16 protein-coding genes are annotated in these 16,579 nt (G+C 41.0%); 9 read left to right on the top strand and 7 right to left on the bottom strand.

Translation table 11 applies throughout. The features are described from left to right. Positions 1-177: 177 nt before the first annotated feature. Positions 178-1,377, top strand: a complete 1,200-nt coding sequence (locus A5N88_RS18215) for an MFS transporter (protein ID WP_066268599.1) — start codon at positions 178-180, stop codon at positions 1,375-1,377. 362 nt (positions 1,378-1,739) lie between these two features. Then, complete coding sequence (locus A5N88_RS18220) at positions 1,740-2,072, top strand: MGMT family protein (protein ID WP_066268602.1); 333 nt, start codon at positions 1,740-1,742, stop codon at positions 2,070-2,072. A gap of 69 nt (positions 2,073-2,141) precedes the next feature. Here the strand turns inward: A5N88_RS18220 and A5N88_RS18225 are convergent, their stop codons facing one another. The 3 genes from A5N88_RS18225 to A5N88_RS18230 form a co-directional block, all read right to left on the bottom strand. Next, on the bottom strand, positions 2,142-2,687 hold the full coding sequence (locus A5N88_RS18225) for a DUF2062 domain-containing protein (RefSeq protein WP_066268603.1): 546 nt from the start codon (positions 2,685-2,687) through the stop codon (positions 2,142-2,144). Positions 2,688-3,289: 602 nt separating this feature from the next. Further along, complete coding sequence (locus tag A5N88_RS25085; protein WP_157090719.1) at positions 3,290-3,448, bottom strand: hypothetical protein; 159 nt, start codon at positions 3,446-3,448, stop codon at positions 3,290-3,292. A 401-nt stretch (positions 3,449-3,849) separates the two neighbouring features. Further along, complete coding sequence (locus tag A5N88_RS18230) at positions 3,850-4,785, bottom strand: substrate-binding domain-containing protein (protein WP_066268605.1); 936 nt, start codon at positions 4,783-4,785, stop codon at positions 3,850-3,852. A gap of 137 nt (positions 4,786-4,922) precedes the next feature. Here A5N88_RS18230 and modA point away from each other — a divergent pair, with 137 nt between their 5' ends. Together modA and modB are read left to right on the top strand one after the other, a co-directional pair. Beyond that, positions 4,923-5,720 (top strand): molybdate ABC transporter substrate-binding protein, encoded by a 798-nt coding sequence (gene modA / locus A5N88_RS18235; RefSeq protein ID WP_066268608.1) that lies wholly within the window; start codon positions 4,923-4,925, stop codon positions 5,718-5,720. Positions 5,721-5,722: 2 nt separating this feature from the next. Beyond that, complete coding sequence (gene modB, locus A5N88_RS18240) at positions 5,723-6,385, top strand: molybdate ABC transporter permease subunit (RefSeq protein WP_066268610.1); 663 nt, start codon at positions 5,723-5,725, stop codon at positions 6,383-6,385. Between the two features lie 205 nt (positions 6,386-6,590). Here the strand turns inward: modB and A5N88_RS18245 are convergent, their stop codons facing one another. Further along, positions 6,591-6,794 carry a heavy-metal-associated domain-containing protein gene (locus A5N88_RS18245; RefSeq protein WP_066268611.1) on the bottom strand — a complete coding sequence of 68 codons (204 nt, stop codon included), beginning with the start codon at positions 6,792-6,794 and terminating at the stop codon, positions 6,591-6,593. A gap of 492 nt (positions 6,795-7,286) precedes the next feature. Between A5N88_RS18245 and A5N88_RS18250 the strand changes: the two genes are divergently transcribed. Continuing rightward, positions 7,287-7,568: an autorepressor SdpR family transcription factor gene (locus A5N88_RS18250; protein ID WP_066268613.1), complete on the top strand. Its 282-nt coding sequence runs from the start codon at positions 7,287-7,289 to the stop codon at positions 7,566-7,568. Position 7,569: 1 nt separating this feature from the next. Beyond that, the gene (locus tag A5N88_RS18255; RefSeq protein WP_066268617.1) at positions 7,570-8,202 is read left to right on the top strand and encodes an SdpI family protein; all 633 of its coding nucleotides are present in this window, start codon (positions 7,570-7,572) and stop codon (positions 8,200-8,202) included. 79 nt (positions 8,203-8,281) lie between these two features. Here A5N88_RS18255 and A5N88_RS18260 read toward each other — a convergent pair whose 3' ends face one another. Beyond that, positions 8,282-10,015 carry a S9 family peptidase gene (locus tag A5N88_RS18260; protein WP_328006920.1) on the bottom strand — a complete coding sequence of 578 codons (1,734 nt, stop codon included), beginning with the start codon at positions 10,013-10,015 and terminating at the stop codon, positions 8,282-8,284. Positions 10,016-10,790: 775 nt separating this feature from the next. Then, entirely contained in the window at positions 10,791-11,636 is an 846-nt protein-coding gene (locus A5N88_RS18270) for a C39 family peptidase (RefSeq protein ID WP_083953216.1), read from the bottom strand. A 358-nt stretch (positions 11,637-11,994) separates the two neighbouring features. Between A5N88_RS18270 and A5N88_RS25090 the strand changes: the two genes are divergently transcribed. Together A5N88_RS25090 and A5N88_RS18275 are read left to right on the top strand one after the other, a co-directional pair. After that, the gene (locus A5N88_RS25090; protein ID WP_157090720.1) at positions 11,995-12,135 is read left to right on the top strand and encodes a hypothetical protein; all 141 of its coding nucleotides are present in this window, start codon (positions 11,995-11,997) and stop codon (positions 12,133-12,135) included. 149 nt (positions 12,136-12,284) lie between these two features. Beyond that, positions 12,285-12,911 carry an NUDIX hydrolase gene (locus A5N88_RS18275; RefSeq protein ID WP_066268622.1) on the top strand — a complete coding sequence of 209 codons (627 nt, stop codon included), beginning with the start codon at positions 12,285-12,287 and terminating at the stop codon, positions 12,909-12,911. Positions 12,912-13,382: 471 nt separating this feature from the next. Here A5N88_RS18275 and A5N88_RS18280 read toward each other — a convergent pair whose 3' ends face one another. Continuing rightward, positions 13,383-13,589 (bottom strand): hypothetical protein, encoded by a 207-nt coding sequence (locus A5N88_RS18280; protein ID WP_066268626.1) that lies wholly within the window; start codon positions 13,587-13,589, stop codon positions 13,383-13,385. A 484-nt stretch (positions 13,590-14,073) separates the two neighbouring features. Here A5N88_RS18280 and A5N88_RS18285 point away from each other — a divergent pair, with 484 nt between their 5' ends. After that, entirely contained in the window at positions 14,074-16,227 is a 2,154-nt protein-coding gene (locus A5N88_RS18285) for a glycosyltransferase family 39 protein (RefSeq protein WP_066268628.1), read from the top strand. The last annotated feature ends 352 nt before the right edge of the window (positions 16,228-16,579 follow it).

A 16,579-nucleotide genomic window follows, 5' to 3' on the forward strand; every position in this document is an offset into this window, starting at 1 on the left:
TTTAAAATGCCTTACAGGCGTTTTTTCTTTTACTCGCCCTTTTCACTAGCGACTTTTATGAGTAAACCTCGCTTTGAGTCGTAATGCAATCTAAGCATGTATTTCGGCATGTATACGTTATAAATGTCTTGTGAAAACAGCCGCTATAAACCAATTATTAGAAAGAAGGATTGTATTTTGGAACAACAGGAACCAACAAAATTGTGGACTTGGCAGTATGTACTTATCATACTCATTACCTTTTTATTTTTTCTTGGCCTGCAGGCATTGATGGGCGGCTTTCCCGTTTTTGTCAGCGGATTAACGCATGATCCATCAAAAGGCGGATTGATGACCACCTCCTTTATGCTTGCGGGAATTATCACCCGCCCCTTTATCGGAATTTTAATGCATAAGCTCAATATGAAAACCACTCTTATTCTCACTGTTCTTTTCTTGCTTGTCACCATCATTCTTAGCTTCGGCCAGGAAGCTTACTCTTATTTAATTCTTTTGCGCATACTCCAGGGGATTTGCTTTGGAATCAGTACGACTCTTTTGGCGACTCTTGCGACCAATTTAATTCCAAGTGAACGGACAGGAGAGGGAATCGGTTATTTTGGAATGGCTACGAGCCTTGGGACGACATTCGGCCCCATGGTTGCACTGTTTATGGTTCATTCCTATTCCTTCAACAACCTGATTGCCATGTCACTAGTCATTGTGGTGCTCACAGTCATTGGAAGCCTGTTCATTAAAAATAAAAAGAATGCTCCCACGGCCCGTCCTGTGAGAAATAACCAGTCATTAGTGGATTATGCGTTTGATAAAAAGGCATTTCTTCCTTGTATTTTAGTGTGCTTGTTCTACATTACCTTCTCAGGCATCGTAAACTTTCTCGATGGCTTGGGAACAGAAAATCACTTTGGCGGAAAAGTGTCCTTGTTCTTCCTTATTATTGCAGCAATGATGGTCCTGACTCGTCCCTTCTCCGGGAAAATTTTTGACCGCCTGGGCCACCGCTATCTCATTTATCCCGGAAGCATTTTTGGAGTCATTGGCCTTATGTTTCTTGCGGGTACCCATAGCTTTTCAATGCTGGCCGTCTCCGGTATCTTTTATGGTGTGGCATATGGCGTTATGCAGCCTACCTTCCAGGCATGGGCTGTCAAAAGGGTTTCGCCTGATAAAAAGGGAACTGCAAATGCCATGTCATTAAGCTTTATGGACCTGGGCATGGCCATTGGATCGGCTTCGCTCGGCAATGTAGCAGGGCTGGTCGGCTACAATGCCACATTCGGATTTTCCAGCATTCTGCTCCTGCTTCTGTTTGCTATCTATTTAGCCAGCAGTCTTGCAAACAGAAATATAAAGAAACCGCTGAATACAAGTATGTAAACTAGTAAAGCCTTCCCAGCTGATTGGGGAGGTTTTTTTCTGTAAAATGAGCTTATAAATTAATAAAGTCCATAAAAGAAAGTCACCAAACCTATAATAGGTTCAGTGCCGTCAGTCGGTATGTCAAAGGATTTTTAAAAAAATGTTATAATTTTGGCTAAGAGTTTTTTAGAAAGTATACTATTAAAAAGACTGAATAAAAGCAATTATTTGCTCCAATATGACTGCTATCAAAGAGTGTGATTGAGCGTATCTCGTGAAATATTGAAATGGGCTATTAAAGATTGGGATGGCAGAGAGGGTGGAGGAATACAGACGCTGAAGAAAAAAATGAGAGATGAAACGAAGGGAGGAACTTTTCTATGGAAAGATTTACAGAGAGAGCGATTGAAGTGATTAAACAAATTCCCTCAGGCAAGGTTATGACATATGGACAAGTAGCCCGTATTGCTGGAAGTCCGCGGGGAGCAAGGCAAGTTGTCAGAATACTTCATTCCATGAGCAGGGCCCACGCTCTGCCTTGGCACAGAGTTCTTAATACAAAGGGGGAAATTGCTTTTCGGGAGGATGAGCCGCTGATGATACAAAAAATGGAGCTGGAAGCAGAAGGCATAAAATTTATGAATGAGCGAATGATTGATTTAAGCGTATATCAGCATCATCCATTAAGTGAATCATGCCTGTTTGAAAAGTAAATGCAGGCGTATATAAATAAAAAAAATTCAGTGCTGAATCCTAATGATTAGGTAGCTGCTGAATTTTTTTTAGTCCATTACACGCCGGCTTCTTGCATTTGACACCTTTGCAATCCGCCTTTGCTTTTCTTTATTATAGAAATAACCCACTACGTAGTAAGAAATCACTCCAAGAATGACGCCGAATATGGCCATTCCAATTAAAATATGGAGCCCTCCATGAAGCAAATCGATGACGACCGCAAAATCTCCGTGTAATAAATCCGTAATAGAATGATGATGCAGGGAGGAATGATCTTTCTTGCTTTTAAAGATAAAGGAGCCAATTTTCTTGGCAAATGGGAGCAGAATTACGGGCAGGAAAGTCAGTTTTCCTACTACATTGCCAATAATGGCGGCGGGCAGTGAACCGCGTGCTATCCTTACGATGGGATAGAAAAGGATGTAGATGAGCGATGCGGTTGGAATGACGAACATCTCAAGACCGAACCCGATTGCGAATCCAAGAGAAACCTTTTTTGCTCCGCCAGGGGAGCGAAAGAGCTTTAGGAAATTCAGTTTTAACCGGCGCTGGAATTTCTGGAAGATGTTGTAGTGCCTTTGCTCTTTTTTCACTGAATCATCTCCGTCTTTCTAAAAAATTTTTTCTTTATCCGTACAGATTGGAGGATCCTTTTCAACAGGGGTTCCTCCTATATATAAAAGGACATGAATGATGAAAAAAAGTTCATTTCCTTTTTAATATTCTTCTAGTAAAATTTCCCCAATCTGTCTTAGGCAGCGGCAGTACTCATCACAAAGGGAGACTGCAAGCTTTGTTACTTTCTGTATAACGTTATTAAACCATTTTTAAATGGCTGTGGCTATAACGTTTTAAGAAAATTAATAAGAATATTTTGGGTAGACAAGGGTTTAGCCATCTCTGGCATATTGCGGAAGCGGTAATACAAAATAATAGCTGATTATGTCTTTTTGCCTATTGATTGGAAGATAAGAAGGAATTCATCTTGTCTCATTAGAGTATTAGCAGTTTGCTGTAATGGTATGGGTGGTGTAGACTTATTTTGGCTTTGTTGATTTTGTCTGTCAATCCAGCAGGTTGATTTCTGCTGCAGGCACTCGCTTTCCGCGGGGGTGTACGGGAAGCCTCCTCGTCGCAAGCTCCTGCGGGGCCTTCCCTGACACGCTGATCCCGCAGGAGCCTCGCGCCTTCCGCTTCAATCAACAAAGTGACCAGTTTTATAATGGGCATTAACAGAGACAACGGCAGTGCCGTGTAAATCCAGCAGGTTGATTTCTGCTGCAGGCACTCGCTTTCCGCGGGGGCGTACGGGAAGCCTCCTCGTCGCAAGCTCCTGCGGGGTCTTCCCTGACACGCTGATCCCGCAGGAGTCTCGTGCCTTCCGCTTCAATTACCTTTGGGATCAGTTTCATAATGGGCTTATACAGAGGTAAAGGCAGTGCCCTGTATTTCCTGCTGGCTGATTTTCACTTCAGGCACTCGTTTTTTGTAGGCGGTCGGAGAGCACTCGTCGCAAGGTACTGCGTGGGGGTTCTCATTAACTCTCTTTTTCTCGGAGGATTCCCACGTATCCTCTCAACATGCCTTGCGCTTTTCATTGTCTAGCTCCAGCGCCTATCGGCTAGCGAATTTCTCCGTCTACTCCCTGCGATAAGTCAACATCAGCTCGTGAAGGGCCTCGCTGTGTTTCCTTTATCTCAGTCGAAGACTCTGAAATTCGTACGCCGATGAGCAAGGCGCTTGCGCTTTTCTTCGTTAAAGGGTTTCATAAAGTACTTTTCCCATTTGTGAAACATCATAGTCCCCAAGAGAATGGATTTCAGACTGCAGGGCAGCTGATGCTAATGACTCTTTCACAGCCTGGATTAAACGTGCGTTTTCTGGAGTCTTTAAAATGACCAGATCATAGCGTTCTATTGTAAGGGGAATGAAATCCACCTCGACCATCTTTGCGGCTTTTTCAATTCCTACTCCTACGTCGGCAGTACCGGTTGCTACGGCTGACGCCACACTGATATGGCTGGATTCGATTCTGCTATAGCCATGGATACTTTTGGCGGGTATTTGGTGGATTCTCAGTTTTTCGTCCAGAAGGATACGCGCACCGGAACCAATCTCTCGATTGACAAGGGTGATCTGTTTTTGTTTAAGGTCTTTCCAGTCTGTTAGCTGCTTTGGATTTCCCTTTTGAACGTAGAAGCCGGCCTTTCTTGACAGCAAATTAATCACTATGTAAGGAAAGCTGCCCAATATTTTTTTTACATAAGGAAGATTGTATTCGCCTGTGTCGCCGTCATATAGATGCAGACTTACAATATCGCCTTTCCCCTGGTACATGGAGAGAAGGCTGTTCAGGCTTCCCGCATAAGAGCGGAGGGTTTTTAATCCCGAAATCTCCTCTATATGCTTCCCCAGTAAATCCAGTACAATATCCTGTCCGCTGATGATGATGGATTCTGATGGGAATTCGGGGACGGTTGTCTCAACATGTGCCGGTGCTTTTATTTTCTGAGATGGAGCGGTTTTTTGAAGCTGGATATACTGGTCAAGGTCATCTGCTCCAACTCTTATCTGCCTTCCTACTCGAAAAACGGGAAGTTCCCCTTTTTTTACTAAATCATATATGGTTAATTTTGATACCTTTAATAGCTGTGCAATTTCTTCTATTGTATAGGAAAGCTCTTTCTGCATCGTGCATCCCTCCGTTTACTATTTTATCCTATCAGTGTGAAAAAAGAAAAAGCTCATGCTTATTGCTTTTTCAATTGGTTATATCTAGTTATAATTAGTTATATTTAATTATAATTAGCTAGAAAGGGAGTTGAAAGATGAAGAAATTACATATTGTTTTTATTTCAGCAATACTCATGGTTCTTGCGTTATCTGGGTGTAGTTCAAAAGGTAAAACCGGAACGTCTTCGGCACAAAGCTCAAGTAAAAAAGCAGACGTGACGGTTTCGGCTGCAGCCAGTCTTCAAAATGCGCTGACTGACATGAAGCCATCCTTTGAAAAAAAATATCCTGATGCAAAACTGACTTTTAATTTTGGCGCATCAGGTGCGTTGCAGCAGCAAATTTCTCAGGGAGCTCCTGCGGATATCTTTTTTTCTGCCGCACAGGATAAATTTGACCTTTTAGTGAAGCAAGGGCTCATTAAAAAGGGGGAAGGAAAAGCAATCGTAGGAAATGACTTAGTACTGGTCGTTCCGAAGGGTTCAACAAATATTCACTCTTTTAATGATTTAGCGAAAGCCGGAAAAATTGCTCTTGGCACGCCAGAGTCCGTTCCGGCAGGCCAATACGGTAAGGAAGTGCTGACGCATGATCATGTCTGGAAGCAGCTTCAAGGGAAAATTGTATACGGAAAAGATGTACGCCAGGTTCTTACATATGTAGAAACAGGCAATGTGGATGCCGGAATCGTGTATAAAACAGATGCATTAACGTCAAAAAAGGTTGAAATTGCCGCGACTGCTCCTGATAGCAGCCATGATCCCATTATTTATCCTGCAGGTGTTATCAAGAACAGCTCACATTTAAAGCAAGCAAAGGAATTTTATCAATACCTGCAATCCGGCGAAGCGATGAAAATTTTAGAGAAATACGGATTTAAGGAAGTACAATAGCCATCATGGAGGATTTTTGGTCACCTGTCCTTCTGTCCCTAGAAATTTCTGTTTCAGCAGGAATGATCGTGTTTGTGCTTGGCATCCTTGTTGCTAGGTGGATGGCGGTGGTCCGTTTTAAAGGGAAGGCAGCGCTAGACACTATTTTTCTTCTTCCGTTGGTTTTGCCTCCCACAGTTGTCGGCTTTTTACTGGTTGTTGTCTTTGGCAAAAATAGCCCTGTAGGACAGGCTGTCGAATGGGTATTCAAGCAGCCGGTTATTTTTACATGGTGGGCAGCTGTGATTGCAGCAACAGTTGTTGCTTTTCCATTAATGTATCAGTCGGCTAAAACAGGCTTTGAAGCGGTTGATGGAGATATTGAAAATGCGGCGCGTGTGGATGGGGCAAACGAGTTCAGGGTGTTTTTGTTTGTTTCAGTACCGCTGGCTGCTAAATCCCTGGTTTCCGGTGCCGTTCTAAGCTTTGCCCGTGCCCTTGGCGAATTCGGGGCAACCCTCATGTTTGCAGGGAACATCCCCGGGAAAACCGAAACAGCTCCTACGGCCATTTACCTTGCGATTGACGCCGGAAATATGCAGCTTGCTTGGCTTTGGGTCATTTGCATGGTTGCCATCTCTTTTCTCATGCTTGTCAGTGTGCACCTCTTTCAATCTAAAGCATGACAAATCCGCAAAAGGGGTCAGACCCCTTTTGTGGAGTGCAGCATTAAAGCAAAGAAGGGGTCAGACCCCTTCTTTGCTTTAACGCAATGAAGAGAACAAATGATACAAATGAAAGAGAGGGCCAGCGGTTTTTCGCTGGCCCCCTCTTTCATTTGTATGGACGATCATTATTCTGTATAGAGATGCACTTGAAGTATGATCTCAGCTAGAATTGAATGTTGTGCTGCTGCAGGGTAATGAAAATGCGCTCCCGTGATATTTTTTTTTCATCAAATTCAACTTTTACTTCTCCATCTGCAGTATCCACTAATACTCTTTCAATGCCATCAAGCTGATTTAAAACCTGTTCAATTTGCTGAATTGGCTGGACGGATGAAGCACCACTGAGAAAAATGGTTTCTTCTGCCATACAATACGCCTCCTTTACTAAGGGCTGTTTTGTATCCCTTGCGTTTAAACGCAATGTTTATTCTTACATTGTGCGTTTGCAGGCTTTCCTTAACTCTGTTCCGATAAAAATCATTGCTCAACAAGGCTGTAACCGGAAAAATCCCCTATTATAAGGAACGAAGCTTAAAAAGAGCCGTACAATGAATCAGTTCCTTTGTAATAGTTTTCCCAACCAAATCAAAAGTCAAACGAAGGAATACGAAGCAGATCATTCTGGCAATTTTTCGTTCATTCTTTAAGAAATTTGACTGAAAGCAAGCGTACAACTTACATCCAGTACAAATAACAGTAAAGCTCACGAAAAGTACTTTGCTATATAAATGTATGGAGCTGCCAAGATTGATATCCTCAAAATAGCAAAATATATGAAAAATTAGGCTTTACAAAGTCATGTGAAAGATTTAGTATTTAGTTAATTAACTAAATACTAAAATGAATGAGGGATGGTTTTATGAATGATACCTTCAAAGCATTATCAGATCCCACCCGAAGAAAAATTCTCGATCTGTTAAAGGAAAAGGATTTATCAGCAGGGGAAATTTCAGAGCATTTTAATATGACAAAACCAAGCATTTCTCAGCATCTAAAAGTTTTAAAGAATGCCGATCTTGTACATGACGAGAAAAAAGGCCAGTTTGTCGTATATTCATTAAATACGACAGTATTTCAGGATATTATCAGCTGGGCGTTCCGGTTTGCGAATGTACAGGATAAAAAGGATCAGGAGGATTAAAATGAAAAAGCATCTTCTTCCCATTATTTTTATTGCAGCAGCTGTTATTTTGTGGTTGTCTGTTTATTCTAAGCTGCCGGATCAAATGCCTGTCCATTGGGACTTAAATGGAAAAGTAAATGGATATGCCACAAAGTTTAGCGCCATGCTTACTTCACTCGGAATCATGTGCCTGCCATACCTATTGTTAGTCGTTATACCGAAGATTGATCCCAAAAAGGAGAATTATTTAAAATTTTCCCGGGGCTACTTCATTATTAACATGGCCATGTTACTTTTGTTTTTAACCATTAATATACTGATCATTTTATCTGCACTCGGCCATAACATTAAAATGGGCAGCATTACCGGCTTGATAGTGGGTGCATTGTTTATCGTCATTGGGAACTATTTGCCGCAAATAAAACCTAACTACTTTATGGGAATACGCATACCATGGACTTTAAATGACCCGGAAAACTGGAAAAAAACGCACCGCTTTGGAGGGAAAATATTTATGGCAGGAGGCTTCTTGAGTGTTTTAACGGTCTTTTTGCCAGCAGGAGCAGCAGGGACATCCTTTTTGCTTATTTTATTAATTGTCGTCTTGATAACTACCTTATATTCTTACCAGCTATATAGAAAAACGTCATAAAATAGTACACTTATAAACTTAAAAAACCCGCCAATTTGACGGGTTTTTAGTGAGAAAAAATGATAAATCGGCAGCACTGTTATTTTGCTGGAACAGTTTCAGCTGGGGCCTCTTCTTTGATAAATTGATTAAAAAATTCCAAAACCCTGCTGTAGACTTTTATTTCATTGTCCTTTTTCGAGAAGCCATGGCCTTCATCATCAAGGACAAGATATTCGACATTGCGCCCTTTTTGCTTGAGTGCTTCCACAATCTGATCCGACTCCTGCCTTACTACGCGCGGATCATTGCCTCCCTGGATAATGAGCATCGGCTTTGTCATGCCTTCGAGATAGGTAACCGGAGAGAAAGCAATCAGTTTTTCCTTGTCCTTTACTGGATCGCCTACCCATTGTTTCATCATAGGTTTCCAATGGTTTGGCACTGACTCAATAAAGGAAAAAAGATCGGAAGGACCAAATAAATCAACTACCGCCTTGTAATACTCTGAGTGACGGCCATGAAGCAGCAACGCCATGTAGCCTCCATAGCTGCCGCCAAAGAGAAGGGTTTTTTTCTTATCGGCAAGCCCGTTGGCGTATAGATAATCAAGGCCCGCGATATTATCCAGACGAGGACCATCACCCCAGTCTCCTTCTACCAGCTTCATGAAACGCAATCCATAACCTGTTGATCCACGGAAATTTGGAGCGAAAATACTGTAGCCTCGATTCACAAGAAACTGAAACAAGGAACGGAAATGATTTCTTTCGGCAGCCTGAGGGCCTCCGTGCGGCCAATGAATGACATATCCGTTGTCTTGGTCTTTATGCGGCTTGAAAAAAAGTGCCTCAATCGCCAATCCATCGTAGGAAGGATATGTAATGATTTCAGGCTCAACCAATTCTTCTTCTTTAACGGCCGGAACAGCCAAAGTGGTTAGTTTCGTCCATTCTTTTTCATCGGCACGCTTTGTAAAAAGGTTATTTGGAGCAGTGGCTCTTCCTCCAGATAAGTAAAGGGAACCGCTCTTTGCAATAACGACAGATTGAACCACGGAAACCGGAATGCCCACCTTCGTGAGTTTATTGTCTGCCAAGCTATATTGATAGAAATAATCATTCACACCTTTAGAAGAAACCAAATACATGGAATGGTTGGCTTTGGAATACTGAACCGATGTTACATCTTCTTTGTCCAGAGAAAGAATTTTTGAATACGTGTGAGTATGTAAATCAAATTTAGCCAGGTAGGAGAAGTCTTCTTTAAACGTAGTGACAAAATACAATTCATCATTGGCGAAAACAGCGTCCAATACAGTAAATTGTTCATCTGTATCTGGAGTAAGGGAATGGGACTGGCCGTTTTCATAGAGATACCCCTTGATATAAGTGTTTGCGAACACTTTGAGATAGACCAGCTTCGCCTGGTCTTCAGAGACCGTCACCAGATATGTAGGTGCTTCTTCTCCTTTTAGAACTATTTTTTCTGTTTCTTCTTCAATGTCATAGGAGTAAATATTCAGGTAGGTTTCGTTATTTTTTGTGGAAGTATAGTAGAGTGTTTTATTATCCTTTGCAAAAATGGGATCCATAAACCGCTGTCCCTCTTCATAGCGGAGAGGTACAAGCTCTCCGCCTTGCGATGGGAGGGCATAAATCTGTGAATTTTCGTTTCCGTCCTCGTCAAAAGAGCAAATGATAAATGCTCCATCGTTCGAGTAACGGAGACCATGACAGTCCTGATCAATAAATGATAGAGGATACGGAAATTGATTTGGCAGATCCATTGCCCACAGATTGTATTTCCCATTTAAATTTGTACTGAATACCACCTGCTTTTCGTCAGGGCTGACCGCAAAACCCTGAATGTTAAGTGTACGGTAAAAATTTTTAATATCAGGCTTTGTAAAAGTTAACAGAAATATCCTCTCCCTTAAACGCTAATTATTTTTAAAAAATTTTATATATTCTATCTTTATTCATTTTATCCTGAAAAATTTCCAGTGTGAATACCAATCTTACGAACTATCTTTAATTTTTTTCATTCATTTTCCAGGGCACTAAAAAACTTTGATAAAAACAGTTGCGAACATTTGTTCTTTCTTGTTATAATGAGGGCACAGTTAATCTTGCCTGCAGCGGAAATCAACTTGTGGTTTGTTTTCGGAATATTTAATCTAAAAGGATAGGTGCTTAGAATGACACTTGGATTGGCAAAAGAAGAGGTACGACTGGTACCTTAAACAAAGGAAGGGAAGGGAAAATTTCTTCGAACAAAGAAAAAGTTTTGCAGAGAGCAGGGGCTGCCTGAAAAATTATTTTGTTAGATTTGAAGATCGAGACTACCACGCTAAAACCCAACTATTGTATTCAGTAGAGTATAAAAAGGAGCTGTGGCATCATTTGTTCTTTTTTACAGACTACCTGGACAGCCATCCAGAACCTCTTGAAGGGAATCAACAGTTAAATATGGATTTCGGTTGTAAACAGTAGCAGGGATAAAAGAATATACCAGACATAAGGAAGCCTTAGAGCTTCGGATGGCAATATAGTTATAAACTTAAGGGAGTATGGCAAGAAAATATATTAATTATTAATCCAATGTTATCAAGGATGTCTGGTAATTGTGATGGCTTGCTTTCCCATTTGATCCCAGGCTTTAATGAAGCTTTGACGATCTACTCTCTGATTCTTTATCCCATAAGGATTGTTTATGTAAATGTGTTTTTGATCATAGCCTGTTATCACAACACTGTGCATGCTAAAGCTTATTTGAATCAATCCTTCCGGTGTTTTCCAGCTTCTAAAATTACTTACGGGTGCAAAGGTAGAGGTGGTAATAATCCAAACGGGATGGTTTTGGTCTATTTGTTTCAATATCTTACTGAAAGGTGAACCGGTTAAATCCACTGCCTTTTTGCCGGCATACTTTTGTGCAAGCTTGAGAATAGGGCCATGGTAGACCCCTAAACCGGGACCATCCTGCATATTCCCCACAAAGCCTTCATTGGGATTTCCGTTTTCTCCGTTTTGATAATAGAGCGGTACTGTGTGAATGGTTTCAGCCAACTCATTTTTAGTCACATGATAGCCATTGTAATTCAGCACCATTGCAAGACTCGTTACCTCGCATCCATTATAAAGCCGGGGAGAAGACATCTGATTATATAAGGGTACATTTAATAGTTCTGTTCTGTTTGCTGCTTTGGCTGAATGGGCAGATGGATTCCGGCGTGGAAGGCTCTTGACTGCAAGCTTTTTACTCACTTTTTGTTTTGGAGCTTTCAGGACTTTTGCTTGTGTATGGACTTTAGTCGTTTTTAGGATAGGCGATGTGCTGGCGGTCTCCTTGGAAACCTGCTGAATAATGGGTTTACCAGTATTAATAAATCGTTTGTCAGCAGCACAAACAATCAAAACGGCCAATAGAATTGTAAAGATTAAATTTTTCATAGCTAAGCCCTCTCTGCTTTCTTACCTCCATATAAGGAAGTTAGCATTCAGGTTAGCAAAGAAGAATTAATTTACAGTTAATGAGAAAGAGGGAGCGGGAAATAGAAAAACTGTACAAACATTCCTCCAAAAAAAGCAGGAGATAAAGAATGCTATAATGAAATAATTCAGTACTTTGTTTTTTTATATACCGTTACGTTTGTAAATTGTAAACTTTTTATGGAGATTTTCTGAACTTAATCAAATATTAATTAAATTAAGGTAATATAAATGTATGCTTGTTTTGCAAAACTAGTTTACGGAATATTTTGTTTGTAAGCCCTTTTTTGAAAAACCAGTATCTTAAGGAGCTGAGAGAATGAGGAATCAAAGCAACTCCAAATCAATTAGAAAAATTGCAGAAGCTCTCTTGAATAAAGGAATACCTGTAGAGCTTTGTAAGAAGACCAAGACACTAAAAGAAGAGTGTCTAAGGACCGTTATCTCATCTCAGCACTAATGCCTGGCTGCAATATAGAGGATGAATCAATCTCCTAAGAATAGGCATTGGAAGTTCATAATCCAAGACCGAAAAGAACGTCTACATACTACGTGAATATACCCAATCAAACATATAGGAATAAATAATAGGGAAAGAAAGAGACTGTTATGGAAACAGAACAATTAGATATATTTACAGAAAATTTTGTTCCAAAGGGTACAGCGTCAAGACAAGAAGTACATGAAAAGGGAGAGTGGCACCAAACCTTCCATTGTCATGTGGTAAAACGGGAAAAGGATGGTATTTATATTCTTTTTCAAAGAAGGCATCCTGGAAAAAAGGTTTTTCCCGACTGTTTTGATATTGCCGTTGCCGGCCATTTAATGGCAGGAGAATCTCCGGCAGCAGGAATAAGAGAAATCGAGGAAGAGATTGGATTAAAGATTTTATATACGGATCTCCATCCAATTGGACTGTTTAAAGAGGAAATACATACAAATGGTCTCACGGACCGTGAGTTTTGCCATGTCTATTATTTTGAAACAGACGCTGCAATCGAGCAATTTAGTTTGCAGACCGATGAAGTAACAGGCATTGTAAAAATAAAATTAGATGATGCGATAAAGCTGTTTACAGGTAAAGTAAAAGACGTCGAGGCGAGTGGATTCAGCCAATCTGAGGATGGATCCCGTAAACAGGTGAGTCTGCAGGTGGGTAAACATGATTTTGCTTATCATATTCCTGAATACTATCCAACCGTATTTAGCTCTATTCAGTCCAGCCTTGCCACATAAAACTGGCTGTGCCTCGGCTTCACTTGATTTTGAAGATGCATAGAGAACGCACAATAGGTTGTTAACCGCCATTTTATATAGCGAAGCTACTCACTTTTAAAAAGACGGGTATAGTTTAAAATAAAGGGTTCATTATTGAAGTGCAAATGTCCAATTAAGGGTCCATTAGCCGCCCGTGCATCACACGTTATCACACTAAGAGTAGAAATGAACTGGTGTTATCTTTATACTGAGCTTGTCCTTAACCCAGTAAAAGCTCTAATCTACTGTTATACACCTGCATTCCCCTTGAAATGCTGACTAAGTGAATATGAATTCTACCATAGCTTCCGTTCATCTAGCTCTTGAAGGGTTTGTTCCGAGTACCTCCTATGAGATTTAGAGTATGTTTATAGTCCCAGCCGCCTTGTGAATAAAAATGTACTAACGCAGGTTCACAAGTAAAGAGGCTAATATCAGGTTTTTTCTTTTCTATAAATGAATAAGCTTCTTTCTCCGTTTTAAGCCGAATCCCTGCTGACGATAGAATGGAATGGTGATAGCATCACTTAACCCGAATGCTTTATATGTGCGGGCTCCATAATTTATATACTTCCAGGGGATAGCAGCGTGACAGATTACAGTATTGTTTTCTACGAACACTAAAGAAGCTGGCTGAGTCTCTGGATTGTCCGCCACTGTATATCCTCTTCCTTACCTACAAACGCCAACGGCCACTCTTTTCGCATTAAAGATGGTATTTGTTATGTAAAAATTTTGCAGGCAATCTCTTTGATCAAAATGCAGTAATTCAATCATACTTGCTTCTCCCCATTATTGATTATTCATCATGCCGATGACCTTCAAAAACTAAAATTCGCCATTTATCCTTGTGCCTTTATCGAGCCCGAAATAGAACATATTCCCATTTAAAAGATTCACTTTCTAGCGTTTATTTCCTTCTTAAGCTCTCCGTCGAATACCTCTTTTGACTTTGGAAAATACATCAATCAACTCTTTATTAAGTTATTTCTGATTTGGTAAGCGAAAAAATTCCACTAAATTTAAAAACTGTCTTCTTTTTATTTTCTTTCTTATGATGGTTTAATGGAAATTTAAATTTTGTCTTTTATGATGAGTTAAGCAATGAAAAGTTGCAGTGAAAAGGAGATGATACTGACTTATGGAGAAGAAGCCCAGATTTGATATTCTGCTGGCTGGAATATTGCTATTGTCCTGTTTTTTAAATTTTTTCCAAATTGGTAAGGCTGGTTCAAATGAATATTATACGATTGCGGTAAAGAGTATGATGAAGAGCTTTCATAATTTCTTTTATGCTTCTTTTGATCCGGCTGGCTTTATTACAGTGGATAAGCCGCCTGTGGCCTTGTGGCTGCAGACTTTAAGTGCCTCAATCTTTGGCTGGAGCAATTTTAGTGTTCTGCTGCCAGAGGCATTGGCGGGAGTTATTTCGGTTGGACTGATGTATATTATTGTAAAGCCGAAATTTGGCAGAACGGCAGCCTTGATCTCAAGTCTGGTACTAGCCGTTACACCCATTTTTGTGGCTGTGGTACGAACAAATAATGTAGACAGTATTTTAGTACTGGATATATTAATTGCGACATGGATGCTGATGAAAGCAGCAGATAAGCAAAGTCTTGGCTGGTTTATTGCGAGTCTTGCCCTGGTCGGGGTTGGCTTTAATATCAAGATGCTTGAAGCGTATATGGTATTGCCTGGTTTTTATTTATTTTATTTGCTTTCATTCAAAGTTAAATGGACAAAGAAAATTGTTCAATTAATTCTTGCTACTGTGGTGTTATTTGCCGTTTCTTTTTCGTGGGCAGTGATTGTGGACTCAACACCGAAGGATCAGCGTCCATACATAGGAAGCAGTCAAACAAACTCTGTTTTGGAGCTTGCTTTTGGCTATAATGGCTTGGCAAGGTTAACAGGCCAGCATAACGGCTTTGGCGGACATGCTAAGTCCCAAAATCATGCAGCCTCTCAAACGCATGCTTCTTCCGAAACGAATCATCATGTACAGAATACCGGTGGAAATTCAAGAAACGGTTCCAGTCAATTCTATGGCGGCATGGGAATGGGCGGTTCATTCGGAACAGGAACGCCTGGAGTTCTGCGTCTGTTCTCTAAGCAATTGTCAGGGCAAATCAGCTGGCTTCTGCCGCTCGTCCTATTTGGAATTATCGGTATGATTGTTAGCTTCAGAAAGACGAAGTCATTTACAATGGAGCATCAATTCGCACTGTTTTGGGCTGCGTGCCTTGTCCCGATGATGATCTTTTTTAGCGTCGCAGGTTTCTTCCATCAATATTATATGAGTATGATGGGTCCTTCCATCGCTGCACTAACGGGGATCAGCTGGACTGTTTTATCAAAGCTATTTAAGGAAAAACAAGGGTGGAGCTCCTATCTGCTTCCGTTTTCCATTCTCGCAACCTTCTTATTTGAAGCAGTCATTCTTTACGAGAATAATGGAGCTGTTTCACAAGTATGGACAGCAGTTGTATTCGTTGCTGGGATTGCAGTCTTTGGAATCCTTATGATGCAGCGTGAGTATAATCAGAAAGTCCATGCATTTGGGCTGTCTGGAGTGATCGCCTTATTGATCCTGCCATTTAGCTGGGGGCTGATCACGGTGATACAGGGCGGAAATAGTACCATGCCTGTAGCAGGCCCTTCTGGTGGAGGTTTTGGAGGATTTGGCGGTATGCAAGGTGCAAAAATGGCTTTTTCCCAGGGGGGAAGCGGCTATGGACATTTTGGCGGAATGCGTAACGGTGGCCAGGGAGGATTTCGATCTGGTGGAGGCCAAAATGGAGCAGGCTGGACACCGCGGGCAAATGGAGCGTCTGCTGGACAATGGCAGGGTGCTGCACAAGGAAACTGGGGTGGTGGTATGGGCCAAATGGGTGGCCAGGCTGATACGAAGCTCATCCAGTATTTAGTAAAGAATTATCATGGAGAAAAATTCATGCTGGCTACTGAAAGTGCTACCGCTGCGTATCCGTTTATGGAGAAAACCAACTATGCCGTTATGGCAATGGGAGGATTTATGGGAAGCGATCCTGCAATCACTCCTGAAAAACTCGCTAAAATGGCTAAAGCAGGAGAAGTTAAGTATTTCTTGATTTCATCCAGAGGAATGGGCGGAAACTCCAGTGTAACGGATTGGATTAAAAACAACTGTACCGCAGTTCCAAGCAAGGATTGGAGTTCCTCTAACGCATCTGCCAGCAAATCTGCAGGCGGAGGGAATTTTATGAATGGAAGAGGCGGTTCACAGCAGCTGTATGTGTACAAAAAAGCTTAAGAGCGGCATATTGTAACTACTTGGAAATTAAGTGGTTTCTATTATGAAAAGCATATTACTTTGATTGATACGTTAAAGGAGTAGGGAATAGGCTCCTTACGTATCCCTCTTTTTTAAAAAAATAAGTATACTAAAAACAACACCGCAGTACTTGGTACTGCGGTGTTGTTATTTTATTTTAGGCTTTGTTGTTATAGGACGCTGTTGTTTTTTAGCTCATTCGTGTGAAACGGCTGTTTCACACGCCTTTCAGCACAGCTGAAAGGTGCCAGGAAAGAAAGAAACAAAAAAAGCAAAAAAATTTGCTTTTTTGTTTCTTTCTTTCTTGGCAAATGAGCTAAAAAACGAGCAG

It is taken from the genome of Heyndrickxia acidicola (genome assembly GCF_001636425.1).
Taxonomy (GTDB): Bacteria; Bacillota; Bacilli; order Bacillales; family Bacillaceae_C; genus Bacillus_AE; species Bacillus_AE acidicola.